This window comes from Sporofaciens sp. St.21A7, from assembly GCF_059728535.1.
This window is the reverse complement of record NZ_BAAGFN010000002.1, coordinates 102475-122431: the sequence shown is the minus strand read 5'-3', so window position 1 is coordinate 122431 and position 19957 is coordinate 102475. Positions and strand designations below refer to the sequence as shown.

18 protein-coding genes and 1 pseudogene are annotated in these 19957 nt (G+C 45.1%); 1 reads left to right on the top strand and 18 read right to left on the bottom strand.

The genetic code is table 11. The features are described 5' to 3' along the window. Positions 1 to 12 precede the first annotated feature (12 nt). The 13 genes and pseudogenes from AC6I3O_RS27060 to AC6I3O_RS27000 form a co-directional block, all read right to left on the bottom strand. Positions 13 to 717 (bottom strand): LytR/AlgR family response regulator transcription factor, encoded by a 705-nt coding sequence (locus tag AC6I3O_RS27060; RefSeq protein WP_497853841.1) that lies wholly within the window; start codon positions 715 to 717, stop codon positions 13 to 15. 149 nt (positions 718 to 866) lie between these two features. Next, complete coding sequence (locus AC6I3O_RS27055; protein ID WP_016220959.1) at positions 867 to 3248, bottom strand: ABC transporter permease; 2382 nt, start codon at positions 3246 to 3248, stop codon at positions 867 to 869. 13 nt (positions 3249 to 3261) lie between these two features. Further along, on the bottom strand, positions 3262 to 5772 hold the full coding sequence (locus AC6I3O_RS27050) for an ABC transporter permease (RefSeq protein ID WP_497853839.1): 2511 nt from the start codon (positions 5770 to 5772) through the stop codon (positions 3262 to 3264). 19 nt (positions 5773 to 5791) lie between these two features. Beyond that, on the bottom strand, positions 5792 to 8206 hold the full coding sequence (locus tag AC6I3O_RS27045; protein ID WP_497853837.1) for an ABC transporter permease: 2415 nt from the start codon (positions 8204 to 8206) through the stop codon (positions 5792 to 5794). A gap of 182 nt (positions 8207 to 8388) precedes the next feature. Beyond that, a pseudogene (locus tag AC6I3O_RS27040) lies at positions 8389 to 9048 on the bottom strand (ABC transporter ATP-binding protein); the annotation flags it as partial. A gap of 82 nt (positions 9049 to 9130) precedes the next feature. Beyond that, the gene (locus tag AC6I3O_RS27035; RefSeq protein ID WP_497853835.1) at positions 9131 to 11524 is read right to left on the bottom strand and encodes an ABC transporter permease; all 2394 of its coding nucleotides are present in this window, start codon (positions 11522 to 11524) and stop codon (positions 9131 to 9133) included. Between the two features lie 88 nt (positions 11525 to 11612). Then, complete coding sequence (locus AC6I3O_RS27030; protein WP_497853833.1) at positions 11613 to 12647, bottom strand: sensor histidine kinase; 1035 nt, start codon at positions 12645 to 12647, stop codon at positions 11613 to 11615. Then, positions 12644 to 13333, bottom strand: coding sequence for a response regulator transcription factor (locus AC6I3O_RS27025; protein WP_296442205.1), 690 nt, complete (start codon positions 13331 to 13333; stop codon positions 12644 to 12646). Before AC6I3O_RS27025 ends, AC6I3O_RS27030 begins: the two co-directional genes overlap by 4 nt. An 84-nt stretch (positions 13334 to 13417) precedes the next feature. Continuing rightward, entirely contained in the window at positions 13418 to 13618 is a 201-nt protein-coding gene (locus AC6I3O_RS27020) for a helix-turn-helix transcriptional regulator (RefSeq protein ID WP_016220965.1), read from the bottom strand. A gap of 3 nt (positions 13619 to 13621) precedes the next feature. Then, the gene (locus tag AC6I3O_RS27015; protein ID WP_286152577.1) at positions 13622 to 14290 is read right to left on the bottom strand and encodes a DUF3796 domain-containing protein; all 669 of its coding nucleotides are present in this window, start codon (positions 14288 to 14290) and stop codon (positions 13622 to 13624) included. A gap of 123 nt (positions 14291 to 14413) precedes the next feature. Then, the gene (locus tag AC6I3O_RS27010; RefSeq protein WP_497853829.1) at positions 14414 to 15043 is read right to left on the bottom strand and encodes an ABC-2 transporter permease; all 630 of its coding nucleotides are present in this window, start codon (positions 15041 to 15043) and stop codon (positions 14414 to 14416) included. Continuing rightward, on the bottom strand, positions 15043 to 15894 hold the full coding sequence (locus AC6I3O_RS27005; RefSeq protein ID WP_497853827.1) for an ABC transporter ATP-binding protein: 852 nt from the start codon (positions 15892 to 15894) through the stop codon (positions 15043 to 15045). The genes AC6I3O_RS27010 and AC6I3O_RS27005 overlap by 1 nt, the downstream gene beginning before the upstream one ends. Positions 15895 to 15896: 2 nt before the next feature. Next, positions 15897 to 16169 carry a GntR family transcriptional regulator gene (locus AC6I3O_RS27000; RefSeq protein ID WP_497854179.1) on the bottom strand — a complete coding sequence of 91 codons (273 nt, stop codon included), beginning with the start codon at positions 16167 to 16169 and terminating at the stop codon, positions 15897 to 15899. Here AC6I3O_RS27000 and AC6I3O_RS26995 point away from each other — a divergent pair. Continuing rightward, the gene (locus AC6I3O_RS26995; RefSeq protein ID WP_497853825.1) at positions 16146 to 16637 is read left to right on the top strand and encodes a hypothetical protein; all 492 of its coding nucleotides are present in this window, start codon (positions 16146 to 16148) and stop codon (positions 16635 to 16637) included. The genes AC6I3O_RS27000 and AC6I3O_RS26995 overlap by 24 nt on opposite strands. Here the strand turns inward: AC6I3O_RS26995 and AC6I3O_RS26990 are convergent. The 5 genes from AC6I3O_RS26990 to AC6I3O_RS26970 all read right to left on the bottom strand — a co-directional run bounded on the left by AC6I3O_RS26990 (position 16634) and on the right by AC6I3O_RS26970 (position 19918). Next, entirely contained in the window at positions 16634 to 16936 is a 303-nt protein-coding gene (locus AC6I3O_RS26990) for a type II toxin-antitoxin system RelE/ParE family toxin (RefSeq protein ID WP_497853822.1), read from the bottom strand. The two genes, AC6I3O_RS26995 and AC6I3O_RS26990, sit on opposite strands and share 4 nt — an antisense overlap. Continuing rightward, positions 16929 to 17192 carry a type II toxin-antitoxin system prevent-host-death family antitoxin gene (locus tag AC6I3O_RS26985; protein ID WP_016220969.1) on the bottom strand — a complete coding sequence of 88 codons (264 nt, stop codon included), beginning with the start codon at positions 17190 to 17192 and terminating at the stop codon, positions 16929 to 16931. The genes AC6I3O_RS26990 and AC6I3O_RS26985 overlap by 8 nt, the downstream gene beginning before the upstream one ends. Positions 17193 to 17265: 73 nt before the next feature. Continuing rightward, complete coding sequence (locus AC6I3O_RS26980) at positions 17266 to 18141, bottom strand: ABC transporter ATP-binding protein (RefSeq protein ID WP_286152580.1); 876 nt, start codon at positions 18139 to 18141, stop codon at positions 17266 to 17268. A 41-nt stretch (positions 18142 to 18182) separates the two neighbouring features. Further along, on the bottom strand, positions 18183 to 18857 hold the full coding sequence (locus AC6I3O_RS26975; protein ID WP_286152581.1) for a hypothetical protein: 675 nt from the start codon (positions 18855 to 18857) through the stop codon (positions 18183 to 18185). Then, entirely contained in the window at positions 18854 to 19918 is a 1065-nt protein-coding gene (locus AC6I3O_RS26970) for an ABC transporter permease subunit (RefSeq protein WP_286152582.1), read from the bottom strand. The genes AC6I3O_RS26975 and AC6I3O_RS26970 overlap by 4 nt, the downstream gene beginning before the upstream one ends. Positions 19919 to 19957 lie beyond the last annotated feature (39 nt).

Below are 19957 nucleotides of genomic sequence, written 5' to 3'. Positions count from 1 at the left end.
GCTATACACAACTTACCTATTTTTCATATACTGCAGAATAACACCGGAAAACTCTTTGCTCCGCAGCCGTGATACAGGAACCTCCCTGCCGTTATCCATATATGCGGTTCCGTTTTTATATCCTTTTAAATGCTTCAGATTGATGAGATAGCTCCTGTGGCACCGAAAAAAATGACTGCCCAGCTTCGTTTCCAGATTCTCAATCTGCTCATAATAATCAAGAACCTCGCCTGAGGTCAGGTTCAGATATATTTTCCGGTCCATGATCTCACAGAAAATAATCTCATCTTTTTGGACAATGCGTCCCTCATACCCCTTTTGTATAAGCATACTGTCTTCACCGGCACTGCGCATGGAAGCATAAAGGCGTTCCATGGTTTTCTCAAACTGTTTTTCTTCCACCGGTTTGAGCAGGTAATCGTACGCCTGCACTTCGAAAGACGAAAATACCATCTCTTTCAGTACCGTGATAAAGATCAGGAATCCTTGGAATTTATCTGCCCTCAGTCTCCTTGCGGTTTCCATGCCGTCCATACCCTTCATCTGGATATCTAGAAAACAGATGTCTATCTGCCTGCCGCCGCTTAACAGCTCTTCGCCGCTTGAAAATATCCTAAGACGGATCTCCCTGTTCTTTTTACGGAAAAAATCGGAGACCAAAGTTTTTATATGATCGGACATATATTTTTCATCATCACAGATTGCAATGTGAATCAATGTGCCACCTCCCCGTACACAACAGCCAATGGCTAAATCAAATATAATTTGCCATTGCTATAGGTAGACATTTTATTATATTCTGCCTGAAGCGCCAAAACAATCGAATTGCTGTGAAATGCTTTCTGAATGCTGTGGAATGTGAATTACTAAAGCGCCCGCATCTGTTCAATCAGGGACTGTTTTTTCTGCCTATGTACCATCCAGACAGACAAGATCAGTTCCACGACAAACAGCGCCAGCAGGAACAGCCCCATTTCCAAAACCGGGAATTGATACGGCACAATCTTTCCCGCAAAGGCTATTTTGCTTATTTCCCTGGAAACTACAACGGCAATCGGAAGCCCCGCAAGCAAGACTGCCAATGCTGTAAAAAGCGCATAACACAGGCCCTCGCAGATGTTCATTTTACATAGCTGTTTTCCAGTCAGGCCAATGGAGCGCAAAATACTGTTTTCCCGTTTTCTGGATATCTGGTTCGAAAGGGTCGTGTTTATGAGGTTGATCACACCAAACAGGAATATCAGCCACGAAAGCGCCTGCATACTGCCGAACATGATCCTGCTTTGCATTTCCTCATATTCCAGACTTTCAGCAAATGTCCATAATGCAAGGTCTCTGTGGTTTGCAGCCACACTTTTTAAACCGGCTTCCACACTCTGCGCCTTTTGGGGATCGCTTACTATATTCCACGAATAATCGAAATTCTCAATTTCAGGGAATAATCCCTGTGCAAGGTCTCTGGAGAGAAAAACCTGCGTAGAATCCATCGCCAGACTGCCATGCCCGTTTGTAACCTTCTTTGTATCAAAAGTACCTGCTAAAGTAACCAAAACGGTCTTCTGTTCCACAGTAAGTTCCATCGTCTGGCCGACCTTGACATCTGCGAATCGTCCGAGGTATTGATACACACTTTCAGCTATTAAGATTTCATCCTTATCCGCCGGCATACTGCCTTTGACCAAAGCCAGTTCTGCCTCCTGTTCATTTTCCTCATCCAGAATATCACACATACTGGCAACAGGCGTGACCTCCGAAACAGCAGCCTTTCCTATAAAAGCTTCCCGTTTTTCAATGATATCAGTCACTCCGTCAATAGACAAAATTTCTTCTTTCAACCGGTCATCGAACGGATTTCCCCCGGTCATAAGTTCAATTTCGGATTTTTCGGAATCCAGATAAATTTCATAATCCCCGTCAGGAAAAAACTGCCGCGCATACTGCTTGGGCGATCTTGTTAAAAGAGCAGAAGCAATGATCAGCAGACAAATGCCGCCTAAACTTAAAGAAGCCACAATAGCGATTGTTTTTTTACGGTCACGCATGAAGTTTGCGATTCCCATAAAAACGGGATCCAGCCTGATGTATTTCCTCCGCCTGTAGATGGCGTCTGGCTCCGGCGAAAACCGGACTGCCTCCACGGGAGAAATGCCGGAAGCTATTTTCATCGGCCTGCGGATGGAGACGAACACCATAAACCAACAGATTACTGCCGCTAAAACAGCGGCTATCGCATAATACAGGGCGTGAAATCCTTTCGGAAATAGGAGAAAGCTGCCAGACACTCCCAACACTGTTCCAATCAGAGTCCCGATACTGCCAAGCCTTCTCCCCTCGCACTTCACGATCTGTTTGATCTGCTTCCTCGTTGCGCCAATCATCCGAAGCTGCCCGAAGCTTTGTATTTTGTCGTTGACGGAGATACGGAAAATGCTCTGGATTACCACATACCCGCCAATCAGGACGAGCAATGCGATACCGCCGACGACCGTAAAATCTATGGTTCTTTTATAATAAGTAAAATATCTGTTGTTCATTCCCACAGGCGGCAGCCCGTATTTTTCCGTAATCTCGCGGCAGGAAGCCGTCATGACCGCCTCATCCAGTTTCGTGTCATTCTCAAAATGCACATATGCACGATATCCCGCAGGGTCGAATCCTGCCCATTCTGTCAATGCAGCCTTTGACAGGACAAAAGGACAGGTATTCATCTCCTTTTCGCCTGCGCTGTCCATAATTCCGGTAACGGTATAACCGCCATGAAAACTCTCTGTATCTAAGGTCACCGTGTCCCCAACCTTAGCATTATCTCCATAGGTGGAAAGGAAGTATTTACTTACAGCAACTTCGTTTGCTTTTTCAGGAACCCGGCCCTCTAGCAGCCTCATCTGGCCACGGGCAGTATCCATCATTTCCCTGTCCATATACACATAGGACGCTGTATACCCTTGTCTGGAGGGTTCCTGGTCAAGCAGATAGTAGCCGCCCACGCGGGCAAATTCCGGCTGTTCTTTCAGGATTTCAAGATCCGCTTCGTCAATCCCCTGCCAGACCGCCTCATACGTATCTGCTACCTGATTACGCTGTATTTGTGCCAGAGAAACAGACGCAGTTCCCGCAAAGCAGATCAGGAACGCCGCCAGAGCGACCGCGATGATCACCATCCGGTTCCGGCGTTTCTCGCTTCTCATGCTTTTTTTTGCCAGCTTTTTTGTAATGGCGCTGGTGTCGTTCTCAAAAGGCCATGTCATAACCTGCCATCTCCTATTCCGTTATGCGAAGCTGCTCTACCACGCTGTTTTTTTTGCAATACCGATCCGCCCATTTTGTAAGCGCTAATTGAATCATAAAAACCAATAAAACATATAAGAGAACAGGTACGGCAGGGAACGTATAATTTATAAAGCCCAACCCAGGCATATTCCCCACGGCAGCGCATATTGCTTTCCCAATCCCCAGACCGCAGACAAGGGAGACGGCAAAACTGCCAAGCGTTTGAAATCCGTTTTCAAAGCCTATCATATGATAAAGCTGTCTGCCGCCCAGGCCAACCGCCCGGAATAACCCCATTTCTTTCCTTCTGGAAATGATATTTGTCATACTGGTATTGACCAGATTGATGATACTGAACAGGACAATAACTGCTAACAGCGCATATGCCGCAATAGAAATTGTGCTGAATACGCTTTTGTATTGCATCGTCATATCTTTTAATGTCTTCAGGCGCAAGGTATCGCCTGCTGAAACCAGCGAATATAATTCTTCCTCAATTCCGGTATCACTGTCTGCATTTGCCCGGATTACAAATGCACTGCTTGCATTATAGGGAACCATCTGTTCCATTTCAGCCGCGGGCAGGATAAAGCTGGCAGAACTGTCTCTGTCAAAAATAACAGCAGATACGGTATAGGTAATATTACTTTGCGGGCTGTTTCCTGCCAGTGAAAAAGCGACTGTATCGCCTACCTCATAGCTCTTATGCAGATATTCTAATTCCGGGCTTCCCATGTTAATGATAAGGGAATTTTCTCCTGTATGGTCACAATCCGGCAGTTTCCCTGTCATTACCCTGTCCTTTAATTCCTTATAATCCTCTGTGTTCATACTCCGGATTGCTGTCTCCGTTCCATCTATCCCGGCGCATATTTCCTGCTGGCGGATGACTTCCTCTACCCCGTCGATGGACAGAATATGACTTTCCAATTCATCTGTCAACAGATTGTTTTCCTGTAATTCCGTAAGAGAAAACGCAGGCGTGACAAGCGAGCGGTTCAGTTCCACCACATAACTCCCCTCGTAAGGAAAAGCCTGTTTCGCCCTTTGCTCCGGATCAAGAGAGGACAGCAGGGAAGAGATCCCTACAAACATCATTCCGCTTAAGGCCAGCGAGGCAAAGGTCAGTATGCTTTTCTTCCTGTTACGGAACAGGTTCAGAACCGCAAGTGAAAACGGTGTGAGATGTTTCCCGCTCTTTTTCAACTTTTTATTCCAATATATACTCACGGCTGATGAAATCTGCCGTGAGTATCGCGCCAGCCGCAGCCGCAAAGCGGCATACTTCCTTATGCGGCTGTGCGCATCACATATACTGAGCGGCAGATTTATCTGGCGCTCAGTATATCCGCTGTAACGGAATGCTTCCACAGGTGCAACCGACATGGCAATCTTTGCCGGTTTTAAAATAGACAGCCTTACACAGACAAATACCACGATTCCTGACAAAAATGCGGTTATCATATCAGGAAGCGCATGAAAAGCGTTCCGGTCTGTCAGAAAAGACAACATTACGCCTGCCGCACACCCCAATGGAATAAAGCGAAGCGCAAGATAATTCCCTTCTTTTGAAATAATCTGTTTGATCTGCCTCTTTGTAGTGCCGATTGTACGAAGCTGTCCAAAGGATGTCACATTATTTATTACAGAAATATAAAATATATTGTAAACAACCAGAGAGCAGATGCCAATCAGGACCAGTCCAACAAGCAGAACGGCCAGCACCGTCTCCTTCGACAGATTGTTGCTGTCAATGTACAGATTATTAATCTGAATATTGTCTGCACAAATCCCACAATCCAGGCCAATATTCCGTACCAGTTCTTTCAGTTCCTGATTTGTATATCCTGCTGAATCACGGACAGAAATCATAACCGCTGCAGGTTCAGCAGAAAGCGCAGAATCTTCCTGCACAAAATCTTGTGAAACGACAGCGTTATACGCTGCTCTGTCCCTGTCATTTTCAGCAGTTGTCTGGATAAACCCTGTGATCCGAAATTCTTTTGTGTCTAACTGGCGGCTCGCCTGATTGCGGTAATGAAGGGTTATAGTGTCACCGATTCCCGCATTTAGATGTAAGGCATCTATATACCCCTTTTCTATAAGCAGTTCATCCGCTGCCTGCGGCATATGCCCTTTGGCCAATGTAATATTGGAAAGCTGCATGGTTGTTTCATCCGAACATACCATACTCATTGTAATACCATTTTCCTGCTCCGTCATGCCGACAGACTGGAATACGCCTGTCTTTTGGATACGGGGATCTGCCTTCAATGAGGAAATATTTTCCTGTGAGAGGTTCTGGAAAATCCCCTGATAGGAAGTTGATGCCGCATATTCATTTGTAATGTTATATGCATAAGAAGAAATAAACGCCATAATGGCCGCAGCCATAAAAATAATAACCCCGATCAAGCGATTCCTAAAACGGTCCTGCCCAAGACGGGCATTCGACAGCCTGCGGGTAACGGCGCTGGTATCGTTTTCAAAAGGCCACGTCATAATCTCCACCTCCTTTTTTTCAATCTTCCCTAATCGCAGACAGTATACTTGTTTTCTTTAGTTCTGACCTGGCATATACAGAAAAAGTCAAATATATGACCGCCAATACAGCCGCCAGGGCCAGTAGAAATATCCATGGCAGTTTCAGAGTAATGCAGTGGTTCATCATATCCAGCTGCCTGCATACAATAAGGCTTAAAATGCTGCCGCAAATAAGGGATATTGCCAACGAACCGCCAAGATAGATCCCAATTTCTCTGTCCAGCATTTTATTTAGCTGATTCTTCGTTGTTCCTACAACCTCAAACAGGCCAAATTCACATTTTCTGCTCTGGAAATCAACCAGAAACATGTTCATCAGGCTGATACTTCCAAAGATAAATAAAATGGCTGAAATCATATACATCGCCCTGATAGACGAATGATATCTGTACTGAATGTTGGCAATCGTCTGCTCAACCGCATTTACTTCTATTGTCCCGTTCTTGTCCGCTATCTTGCGGACTGCATCCAGAACCTCCTGAAAATATCCGTCGGAAGCTTTCACAGCGAGGATGCCTGTCTGCTCTGTGATTCCTGTCAGTTTTTTTGCCGTATCATATGTCATGATAAAATAAGGGCTTCCCGGTACAACCGGGCTGTCCTCCATCAGATCGGCCCTGTCGTATGTCCCGACTACGACAGCTTCTATATCAAAGCTGCTGCCGTCTGAAGCCCTTCCCCCGATTTTCAGGGTATCCCCGACTTTGGCCGTATCTTCTTCCGCTAATATTCCGTTTCTTGCAGCCATATCATCATAATCCGCCGTTCCGTCAGATAAAACGGTCTGCTTCTCTTCTACCTGTTCCCGGTTTAAGGTCGGGAAAAAGTCGGTAATGCTTGTAATTGACCCGCTTCCGCCCGGAAATGTTATGGTCATATGGATACAATCGCATTCCGTAATTTTCTCTATTCCATCTATTTCTTCCAATTCCTGAAGCAACGTCTGGCTTTTCAGCGGATTTCCCTCCAGCTGCAGCTTTGAGCTTCCGTATGGCTCCGACTCCTTATCAAACGAACTTCCCACCGTATTTTTTATCTGTATCAGGATGTTCCCATAGGGATAGTACTTGAAGTTCGCCTGTTTTTCCGGATCAACCGAACCGGCAGCCGTGGAGGTAACCAGCAGAAACGCCCCACTCATTCCAAGCATGAAAAGTGTCAAAACTGCTTTTTTTCGATTCCTCTGTATATTCATTTTGGCTAAATTGAACGGTGTAAATCTCCGGTGCAGCCCCCGGCTGTTCTTGACCTTCCCTGTATACGCAAGATACCTCGTACCCTCTACCGGGGACGTATGCATTGCCACCCGTACAGGCTTAAATATCGCAATATTCACGGTCAGAAAAGCTGCCGCCGCAACCAGAACGGCATAAAGAACTGCCGTTTTCACACGAAATCCATCGGGACAGCCGGCAAACCCGATCAGAATGCCAAATACAAGCCCCATCGGGATCCCCATCAGGGCATACAAACGCCCCTCTTTCCCTGCCATCCTTTTCATCTGCTTTTTTGTCATTCCAATCGTCCGCAGCCGTCCAAACATTTGAACATTCTTTACAATCTTTGTATAAAAAACACCATAAACAATCGTCGCGGCCAGAACCGCCGTCAGCACAGCCAGAACCGGAACCGGAATGGGAATCCCGGATTTTATTGCCCCCGACATAACCGCAAAATATTCTGTAAGGTTGATCTGTTCTTTTACAATGCCTGTATCCCGTATGACCTCTTCGGCAAAATCAAGAATCGCTCCTGAGCTTATGGCTTTCGTATTCAGCCTTGTATATGCGGTTACCTGAAACATATCTTCTGATAAACTGCGCGCAAGTTCTTTATTTACATAGATGAAATATCCGTCGCTCTCTTTTGTATCATTCAGGATGCCCGAAAGTATATATTCTGCCTCCTGACCTGTTCCGGTCAGGTCAAGCGAAACCGTATCGCCGGCCTGATAAGATTTTCCCAGATAATCAATATAATTTTGCGGCAGCATGATCTCATTCACCTTTTGCGGAGTATTCCCCTGCAAAGTCTTTTCTTCCTGATGCAGGAAATAATCCTGGTTCCCATATGCAACCGTGATGGTCTTGCTATCCACATAAAACAGTCCGATTGCAGAGTACTCGCCAATCCATAAAACATCTCCCTTTTCAAGCAGCCGATCCGACTGCTCGTCTGTAATTCCCAAAATGCCAATTTGCGCTTTGTTTCTCTGGGTATTTTTATATTTCTCCTGTAAACCTGACGAGATTAAAATGATGGAAAGGACCATGCAGACAGAGAGCGCAATCGTAAAGAGCAAAAGCAGCCTGCTTCTCTTATCTGCCCTCATGCTTCTGTTTGCCAGTTTCTTTACAACAGAGCTGGTGTCGTTCTCAAAAGGCCATGTCATGATCTGCCACCTCCCCTGCGAGGCAGCGCCCTCTTTCCGGTTCCTGGCAGCATTTCGTCAGAAGGCTTTCCCAGATCGCGTCGCGCCTGCCTTCCTTTACAAGGTAGCGCCCCCTCACTAGCGTCCGAGGGCAGGTCGTCGGAAGGCATTTTAAAAGCGCTCCGCACTTGCCTTCCTCCTCCAACAATCCTGCCATCCTCAATTCGGACTATGCGGTCGGCAAGCTGGGCAATCTCGTTGTTGTGGGTGATCATCACAATCGTCTGGTTAAACTCCATGCTGGTGCGTTTCAAAAGCCCCAGCACATCGGCGCTGGTCCTGGAATCAAGGTTGCCCGTGGGCTCGTCAGCTAAAATGATAGCTGGTTTGGTAATCAGGGCACGTGCGATAGCGACACGCTGCTGCTGCCCACCAGAGAGATTGTTCGGCATATTATTAAGCTTATCTTCCAATGCAAGCATCTCCACAATCTCATCCATGAATTTCTCATCTGCCGTATCGCCGTCCAGCTCCACAGGCAGGACAATATTTTCATAGACATTCAGGATTGGGACAAGGTTATAGTTCTGGAAGATAAAGCCGATATTGCGGCGGCGGAAGATGGTCAGCTCCTCATCATTCTTTTCCGCCAGCTCGTCCCCGCGGACAATGACGCTTCCGGAGGTAGGCGTATCCAGCCCGCCCATCATATGGAGCAGGGTGGATTTGCCGCTTCCGGAAGTCCCTACCACCGCCACAAACTCCCCCTGTTTCACAGACAGGCTGACGCCGTCCAGGGCGCGGGTGATATTGGGCTCGCTGCCATAATACTTTTTCAGGTCGATTGTTTGTAATACATTCATAATCAAATACTCCTTTTCCTGTTAATAAGGACATTGTAAAACTCAAATGTCCGCGAAATGTTACAGCAGCAAAAAAATACACTTATCGCAGAGCTTCCATCATTGATAACTTGCTTTGCTGCTTTAAGGCGCCTGTTGTAATCAGCACACTACATAAAATAACAATCGCACAATACAAGATTGTAATACACAATGGAAATTGATAATTCAAATAGCTCATTAGGTTGTTTTTCAAAAATGAGCAAAGAACATATCCAATTCCTCCACCAATTATCACAGATAATACAAGTCCCATGCCGACTACGATCAATCCCTCTTTATGAACCATCACGGATAATTGTTTTTGAGACATTCCCACTGAACGCATGAGAGAAAATTCCTTGCGCCTTACGATAATTCCCGTCAAAATTGTATTTAACAAATTCATCACAGAAAAACAACCAATTAAAACAATGGCTATTGCAAGGGCTAACTGTGTTCCCTGCAGGAAGTTTTCATTCTGGGCAATCGCAGCAGAAAGTGAATCCACACTCAGCCGCGGGTTATCTGATACAATTTGGTCTATTTCATTTTCTGCCTGCTGTCCAAAAGAATCCTCTACACGAATCACATACTGATATGTTAAATTGTTGTGTGCGATTTTTTGCATGGAATCAACCGGCAATAACAGCATATCTATTTTATCGCCATTATTTCCAATCTTACTTTCGTCAAGAACTGCCGCAATCTCAAATTCCAGGTTCTCCGTATGCTGCCCATCAAAAATCTTCAGCGTTACAGACAAGCCAGCCTCTGGATGAATACCAAAATACTTCTCAAAGTCACCCGGCCTGCCAATCACCATCTGATTCTTAGATGCCATTTGCTCATAATCTGATATTTTTCCATTTAAGAGACAGCTTTGCAGCAAAGTCATATCTGCTTTCTCAAATCCTACAATTTCAGCATCTGATTCCAGAGCCTGCAGATCATAGGAGACTGGGAGATGCTGATCATTCATAATCTTTTGCACACCTGATAATTGCGAGAGTTCTTTTTCTACTTTCTCCGTAAAAGGACTTGATTCCTGCAAAATCTCTAAAGGATTTTCCATTAGCTCCTGATTTGAGATTTTTAAAACGAACTGTCCTCTTGCAAATCCAGATAAAGACATATCTTTTGCATTGATAGAAGAAAGGACAGAGGATAAACCTGACAGCAGAACGCCAGTCAAGACAAGAGAGGCGACTGTCAGTATATTCTTTTTCTTATAACGCAAAACTTGATTTACTGCCAAAGACCCCGGCGTTAGTTTGTGCTGCCTATGTTTACATTTAGGCAACTTATTTTGTTCATAGCGTGAAGCCTCTATGGGTGAAACGGTCGCTGCTATTTTAGCAGGTTTTTTGATGGACAGGCGTACAGTGGCATAGGTTAACACAACAACAATTGGGCATATCCATAGTACATTCCATAGCCCAAATCCATGTGGAATTAAAATATAAGCCACTACAATTCCCGCAATTAGTCCAATAGGTATTGCAGGTAACATCAGCAAAGTTCCCTCCCTAAGAACAAGTCTTTGAATCTGTTTTGCTGTCATCCCTATTGTGCGAAGCTGTCCATATTCTTTAATTGAATTGATAATGGAAATATAGAAAATGTTGTATATTACCAAAATACCAGCGATTACGATAACAACCAGCCCGGCAACAGCCGCCAGAACCATCGGTACCGAAGGCTGGCTAAGATTCAAATACGCTTCATTATAAGAAGGAGCCGCTTTACAGCCTGCATCAGCCGTTATCTCTGATATTAAGTTTTTTACATCCCCAGAGTTCGTCTTTGCATCTAAATTTACACGAAGCATTACTGCCGGTGAAAAGTGATTCCATCCATCCATTTCTAAAAAGTATTCTTCAGAAACCATAGCCCCATATAATGAACGGTCAGTGCCTTTCGCCCCTGTTTTCAAGTATCCTGTTATAATAAAGGATTTTTCCTGGGCGTTGTTTGGATCTGGCAATAGAATGGTATCTCCAATTTTTGCATTTATCTTCTGTCGAATTAAATACTCTTGTTCAATCAGTATTTCATTCTCTTTCTCTGGCATTTTCCCCTGGTCAACAGACAGCCCATTTAATGTAAGTGCATCATTGTTGGAATATGAAATATTAAGACGATCATTTCCAGATTTAACACTGCCAATAGAAGCTGTGAATCCGCATAAATCCACTCGCACATCATCAGACAATTCTTGATATTGTTCTTTTTCTATGCCGGAAATAAGAGCATGATAAGACCCTGTTATGTTATTGCCTCCATTTTGGTTCACTGTAATAATTCCAGAAACCAGAAGCAATACGGATGCCATCAAAAATGTTGCTAATGAAATTGCAATAATCGTAAAAATTTTCTTCAAACGCTCTTTCTTTAATTGAGCAGACGCTAATTTTTTAATAATAGCGCTGGTGTCATTATCAAAAGGCCATGTCATAGCCGGCCACCTCCTTACTACTTTTCCTGTTGATAAGGACATTGTAAAACCCAAATGTCCGCGAAATGTTACAGCGACAAAAAAATTTCTATGCTCTGCTGGGAAGAAAAACCGAAAACGTCGATCCCCTGCCGACTTCCGAAGTTACTTTCATGTAACCGCCCTGCTTTGTGACAATCTCACGTGCCAGATAAAGGCCGATGCCTACCCCTTGTTCTTCGTGCACTTCCTCCTCCCGGTAGAAACGCCGGAAGATAGACGCCTGATTACTCTCCGGGATACCTTTACCGGTATCGGATACATTAAGCTTCACATACATTTCCCATTGTTCCGCTGAAATTCGGATTGCCCCTCCCCTCGGAGTATATTTTACCGCGTTATCCAGCAGATTGAATAAAGCCTCCGCCGTCCACTTGCTGTCATGGGAAAGGCGAAGGCCATCCGGACAGTCCACCGTCACGGAAATGTCCTTTTTCTCCGCTTCATATACAACACCGCTGCAGGCAACCGCCAGCGTATCGATCAGCAGAGTCTCTTTCTTTTCTAACCGGATTGCCCCGGTTTCCAGCCGTGAAGTCTTCACAAGTGCCTGAAAGAGAAATTCCAGCTTGTCTGTCTGGCTGCGGATGCCCTGCAGGAACTCCCGCCGCGCTTCTTCTGGAACCGGCCTGGTAAGCAGCGTGTCCGTCACCATCTTCAGGTTGCTTACCGGTGTCTTCACTTGATGGGAAATGTCTGACACCAGCATCTGCAGCTCCTGGCGTTCCATATCTACCTTCCGCCGGTTCTCCTGCATGATACCAAAAAGCCGCGACAGACGGTAGCTGATACGGGCAAAGAGTGTTTCACTGTCTGTCACACGCACAGGCTCTTCGCTCCCGCTTATCATCCGATCCATCACTTGGCACAGCTCTCTTGTAAATACAGAAAGCCGTTTTCCAAAAAACTGCATCAGAAGGAACTGCCAGATGATGGCACAGACTGTCAGCAGGATACCGGCTGTCAGCACCCAGACTTCGCCTGTCATGGCAAAGAGAACTGCACAGACAGCCAGCATGGAAGCTACCATACCGCCGCAGATCAAAAGAAATGTCCCTTTTACCGAGATCCGCCCCAGATTCATTTTCTCTCGCCTCCCATCCACTGATATCCCATCCCGTAAATCGTCTTAATATACGTGTCGCCCTCTGCCTCAATCTTGCCCCGGATCCGGCTGATGGAGGTTGTCAGGGTGTGTTCGTCCACATAATTTTCCTCTGCATCCCACAGCCTTTCCAAAAGCCGCTGCCTTGTCAGAATCTGTTTCGGATTCTTGCAGAACAGATACAGCATTTTATACTCCATGGGGGAAAGAATAAGGGACTTTCCATTAAGTGCAGCGGATTGTTCTGAAAAATCCAGGAACAGCCTGCCATCATCATAAAAATCCTTTGTAAGTCCCCGGTGTTCCAGCATGGCGAACATTGCCCGTATCTTCCGAAGCAGCACCTCAATGGAAAAGGGCTTGGTGATATAATCTACCGCCCCGGCTTTATACCCCCGTATCTGGTCGCTCTCCTGGTCATTGGCAGTCAGAAAAATCACCAGCGTGTCCGGATTCTCCGGCTTTATGAGCCTGCACAGGTCATAGCCATTACCGTCCGGCAGGTTGATGTCCAGAAGCACCAGGTCAAATTCCGTCCGGGCTAAAGCTTCGGTAGCTGTATCTGCATTCAGAGCCGATACCGTATCGTAACCCTCCGAAATCAGGTTATAAGTCAGCGTTTTATTTAAAAGGGCGTCGTCCTCTACCAGTAAAATTTTCTTCATGTCCATTCTCCTTTACGACATTATTTTGCCATTCATTATATTTTAACAAAAAAATGTCCGCGAAATGTTACAGCGGACAGATTTTTATTCAAAAATAAAAATTTCTTCAATCGGAGCTTCTACAACCCTGGAAATATCAACCGCCAGCTTCAAAGACGGGTTATACTGCGCTTTTTCCAGGCGCATGATGGTTTCCCGGCGCACGCCTACTTTTTCCGCCAGCTGCCCTTGCGTCAGGTCTTTCATTTGCCGGTATTTTTTTAATCTGCATTCAAATTCTGCCATATCTTATTCCTCACTTTCATCTGCCAGGTCGTCATGGTCATACCGGTACAGCAAATATTCAGAGAGGAAAATCCCCAGAGCTAACGCAACGGAAAGGGTGATAATTGTAGCAATCAGAGTATATTCAAGACTTCCAAAAAGTTTTCCCTGACAGAGAATGATCAGTGCAACATGCATGATAGAAAACGAAATTCTATATGCTTTCAGCCTAGCGCGAACCATATTCTCGCGGAAGCGCTCATCCATAAATGTTCCTGACATCCTTCCCTCATAATAAAAACCAAAGAAGCCAAAGAAAAGGAAAAAGGCAAATGGAAAGACAGAGCCATCCGCAGAGTATGTAAAGAAACCAGCAAAACCCAAAAACCCCAGTACTCCTAACCAGCCCCACTTTGGATTGACCTTGCGCGTGACGCCTGTTTCTTCCACCTGTCTCTGCTTTTCACCCGCATAGACAAAAAGCATGACAAACAGAGAGATTACATAAATGCAAATGAGAGAAATAGAAAGAATCATCGGCAGATCTTTTGCGCGAAATACATAATCTTTAAAATCCATGGGAACTACCAGGCGGGAATCATTGAATGTAACCGCATACCATGTCGATAGAAACAAACTCAAGACACAAAAAATCCCACAGCCAATCCAAATCTTCATCTTGTTCGTTTTCATAGTACTCCTCCTATTATTGTGATATATTTATCTCTTTACAAGACAAATATATCACTTTATTTTCCTTGTGTCAATAGGAAAGAGACAAATATATCACATTCATGATTCAAAGTCAAATATCCATCAGGCAATATCCCGTTTCTGATATATCTTTACAGCAATCCTGTACGAGATAAAAAACCAGATCACCGAAATGCCAAGCACAATATCAAACGCCAGAAGGATATTCTCTTTCACCGGAAAAACAAGGTTTATGAGAAGAACAAGCCCCGCAATGATCCCTGTAGACGCCATGAAAGACATCATGAAGACAATCTGCGATTTTTCCGGGTCAAATAAATACGCACACGGCAGGCTGATGCCGCCCGCAAGCAGGCATGCGCTTATCCCGATAGAGCCGTACAGGCATAGGGAATAAAGAGTTACATCCATGCCAAAACAGGCAAGAACGACACACGGAACCAGCGCCGTAACCAATCCCAGTGCGGCAAGCAAGATAAAAAACAAAAACTTCTCGCCGATAATCTGCCCTCTCGATACCGGCATGGTGATGACATTTTTATTCCATTTGGAGGCTGCATCGCTGGTAATACTGATAAAGGCTGCCGTTGTGGAAGCCACCGGCGCCAGAACCAGAAGCGCGCTGGTTTCCAGCAGGAATGACAGCCCAAAGCCCAAAACAACCAGGCTGACAAAGGTTACAAGAATATTGCTCTTTGCAATATAAAGATCCTTCACTAAAACACCTTTCATCACTTCTCCCCCTTTACGTAAAGCAGCATAATTTCATCAATGGTTGCCGGGACAACCAGGGCTTTTGGATATTTTTTCTGCGCCCTCTCCCGGTCTGAAACCAGAATCTGCCATTCATAGTCCATTTTACGGTACGAGATGATATCGGATTTATCCAACGCGTCAAACTGCGCCGCGCCGCACTTGATGATGCCATACCGCTCGGTCAGTTCGTCTTTGGGCTTCTCAAAAAACACTTTCCCTTCATGGATAAATACGATATAATCGGCAATCTTCTCCAGATCGCTGGTGATATGGGAAGATACCAGGATGGAATGTTCCTCGTCCTGCACGAAATCCAGCAGCATATCCAGAATATCGTCCCGGACAACCGGATCTAATCCGCTGGTTGCCTCGTCCAAAATCAACAGTCTGGAATGATGGGAAAATGCGGCAGAGATTGCCAGCTTCATCTTCATTCCTTTTGAAAACTGCTTGATCGGCTTATCGTACGGAAGGGAAAACTGTTTCAGCAGTCCGAAATATATCCGTTCGTCCCATGTCCTGTAAATGTTCTTCATGACCCGGTTTAGTTTCCGCGGCGAAAGGATTTCCGGATAATTGCTGCCATCAAACACAACGCCGATCTGTTCCTTGACATCCCCATCCAGCTCTTCTTTCCCTAAAATGGAAACCATACCGTCTTCTTTCCCCACCAGCCCTAAAGCGGCATTGATCGTCGTACTTTTTCCTGCACCGTTTTCCCCGATCAGCCCGACGATGGAGCCGCCGGGAACAGTGAATGAAACATGATCCAAAACAAAATCCTGATAAGATTTGGTAAGCCCTGATACAACGAAAGCATTTGTCATCGCTAATCCTCCTCATATAATAACGTTAATAAACTGATTAATTGATCAAGTGATATTCCACTCATGCGGGCGATTTCTATCGCGTCGCCAAAACACCCCTCTATCTTTTTCTGCTGCTCTTCTAAATAGAAATCCTGATTTTGTACAGATACATAACACCCCTTCCCGGCTGTTGTCTCAATAAAACCATCCTCCTGCAGGATGTCATACGCTTTCTGTACCGTCAGGACACTGATCTGCAGCGATCTTGTATGCAGACACTTAAGACCATGGATTTATCCGAGATCAGCCTGATTGAGAAAAAAGAACGCTGCCTGGTCACGGTAGATATTGACAAAGACACTCCATTTGACAAACAAGTGGAAATGATCATTGAGGAAACAAAAAAGTATCAGCTTCGCCGGCTGCATGATGCCTCTTATGGAACCATGATCGCCGCAGAAAGCCTTCGCCAGGGAAATTATGAAGATTACTCCAGGCTATTTATCGAGATCCCATTTCCCATAAAGAAAAAGGGGCTGCATATACAGCCCGCCGGAAGATATCTAAGAGCGTTCTATCAGGAGTCTCCCGCAAACGCCATCGCCTGCTATCAGAAAATCTTTGAGTTTTCCGGCGAAAATGGATTTGTTTTGTCCGGTTTCTCCTATGAAGTCATTATCAATGAAAATGTCATCAGCCGGACAGAAGACGCTGTTGTCCAGATCGAAATTCCCATAAAAAAAAATATAGCGAAAGGTTAAAATTCACTTCCGCTATATTTAACTGTGAGCACAGCAACTATTTTTTCTGCATCCAATACTTCATAGATAATAATGTAACCAGAAACAAATAACTGACGATATCCTTTATGGGCATAGAACCCATATTTACGTTCCGCTCCACGATAAGGCTGCTCTTCTAAGCTAAAAATCGCATCTTCAAGCCGTTGTGCCAGCCTTAATGCATTGTCACCGTAATTATCATTAAGAAGTGTCTGTTCATAGATTTTGTCTATATCACGATAAGCCTGCGGAAACATCTTAACAGTATATTTATCCAAAATGTTTCCTCCTCAATTCACTTAGGGCCTCTCTTGCATCTAACAGTTCTGCCCCTTTTGACACCTCCTGCTCCGCCTCCAGAATTGATTTGTCAATTCTGTTCATGTTAATCAATTCATCATAAGCTTCTATGCTCATGACCACCAAATCTCCATACCCATTTTTTGTAATAAACACCGGCTGCTGCTGCTTATGACAAATTTCAGATATCGCGTTTGTATCTCTAAGTTCCGTAATTGGTTTAATTACTGGCATTTAAACGCACCTCCTTTGTACATAATAATAACATTATTATGCACATTTCGCAATACGCATATTCTTATTACAATTACGGTTCCTTATTTGCGATATAAATATAAGCATCCTCAAGCGTTGCCTCACAGGGGCTGCATTTCGTCCGGGGCGGTGCGGCGCTTATCAATCTCACGTGCAATTCATCTCCCACATACTGTTTTGATGAAACATGATATCTTCTTTCCAGTTCCCGCGCTTCCCCTTCATCTTTTGTTTTGCAGATCCAGACATGCCCCTTTGCCTGATTAAGCAGTTCCCTCATATTTCCTAAATAAAGAAATTCCCCTTTTTTCATAACTGCAAGCTGATTGCAGGTCGCTGTCAGGTCTTCCACCACATGGGTGGAAAATAAAACCGTACGTCCTTCCGAAAAATCAACCAGAAGATTCCGGATACGGATACGCTCCTCCGGGTCCAAGCCTGTTGTGGGTTCATCGACAATCAGAAATTCCGGCTCATGCAAAAGCGCCTGAATCAGACCTACCCTCCGTTTCATGCCGCCTGATAACTGTTTCATCTTCTTTCTGCGATGCCCGGACAGGCTTGTTTTTTCAAGGTAATACTGGATGCGCTTCCTACATGTCTCTTTGGGTATGCCGGAAAGGTCTCCCATGTATTCCAGGCATTCCTGTACGGTCAGGCTCGGGTACAGGTCAATCTCCTGGGGCAGATATCCGATCTTCTTCTGTATTTTTTCATAATTCCCTTCACTGTAGAGCATACCATCTAACGTTACCGTTCCGCCAGTCGGCGATAACACCGTCGTAAGCACCCGCATCAGCGTTGTTTTTCCTGCCCCGTTTTCCCCCAACAGCCCAAAGATACCTTCGGGGATTTCCAAATTTGCATGATTGATCGCTGTTACCTTATTCTTAAATGTGACTGTTAAATCCTCTATCTTAATTCCCATAATCCTAACCTCTTTTCTTTACAATACATTTATGGCTATAATCACCTGTCTTGCCGCTTCATGATTCCAGGCAATGCCGCCGCTGCCAGGATTCCAATACAAATACAAACCATTTTCCCATATATCCAGCGAAAATCGCCGCCGTCTTCCAACTCCCTGAATGTATAGGAAAACAGATTCCATACTCCGAGATATTTGTCGCCAAAACTGGAATTCGTAATCAGCCACAGTATCAGGCAGCCGCCGATCCCCACCCACATATTCCGGAACAGGCAGGAAAGCAGATTCGATAAAAGCCCCCAGAATCCAAGAGTAACAGCGACAGCCGCAACATAGATGAGAAACCGGCCTATCTCACCTGCCGGTCCTTCTGTTCCCATTCTGTCCGTTCGTGGATTCTGGAACAGAAAAAACAATCCATATCCGGCGGCTGCAACAAACAGCAGAAATACTTCCTGTATCGCCATCCTTCTGTAAATAGCGCAAACTCTCCTTTTCATTGGACATAACCGCCAGATTTCTGACCGTCTGCTGATAATTTCCTGGGTATAGGTATCTGCACAGAAGGTCAGGGCAAGCGCCGCCATCGGCGCCTCTAACGCAATCCCTACTTCATCCGAATCAGTCACCCCTCTCACAAGGCTTAAGATTACAACAAAAAATATAGCATATGCCTGTTTCTGAACGGTCAGGGAGATTTTCATATCCTGTATCAATAGACCCGCCTCCTTTTCCATATCTGCACCGCGAGAAAAATGATGCAGACAGCCGCCAAAATGAGAGAACTCTGATTCAAAAGTGCCATCGGCGGCGGAGACGTATCAAAAAACCCTCCCGGAAACCGCACCATAATCGCTAACGGTCTGCCGTCATATCCATAAATGCCCTCCGCATTCCGGCTTCCCATATTGGAATACACGATGTAGAGAAGCAAAAGCGGCACCGCAGGCAGCGGACTTTTACATAACAGTGAAACCAGACTGTAGACACTTACAATCATCAGCATATTCGGCAGGATATATAGGCAGGTTGCTAATAGAAAGTCTGACAGGCGCACCGTGAATCCGCTGTCCCCCGCTGATACAAGGCATAAACCAAAGAATATCAGATTCAGAATTGCCAGTATAATCAGACAGACCGTGAAACCGCCGCCCACTTTCCCGGATAGGTATTTTCCTGCGCTGACAGGCTTTGTATGGAGAAGCTCATAGGTATTCCTCCTCGTATCCTGCATAAATAGCATGGATAATAAAACAGTTGCAAAAAATCCCATGAACAACCCTGCAAAATCGGCAAACTTTCTGGAAAAATAGTAGGAAAATGTCTTATTTTTCAATTTCCCTTCAATAAAAGCATTGATCTCTTCACGGGTTCCTTTGTGATAGGCCGTATTCACATACTCGTAATGTGCATCGTAGAAACCGTATTCTTCCAGATGTCTGCTCGCTTCTGCAATATCCATTCCTTTCATTTCGTCAATCACAGACTGCGCCTTGGCATCCTCCATCTCAAATTCGGAAACCAGGATTTCCCGTATCCGTTCCTCCCACATTTTCCGCCGTGGCTCCTTCTCTGTCGGCACATATCCGTCAAAAACATCCCCATCCCGATGCATTTCCGGATAGTCATTCACAATGGTTTCCCCTTCCTTAAGATAATGGATATCCAGATAGGGGCCTGTATCCTGGAATATCATCCAGACACCGACTGCAATACCAATCCAGAACAGAGGATTTTTCATGTAATTTCTTACCTCTCTTTTCAAAATCGACCACATAATTCCGCCTCCTTATTCTTGATAGCTCTATTGTAGAAG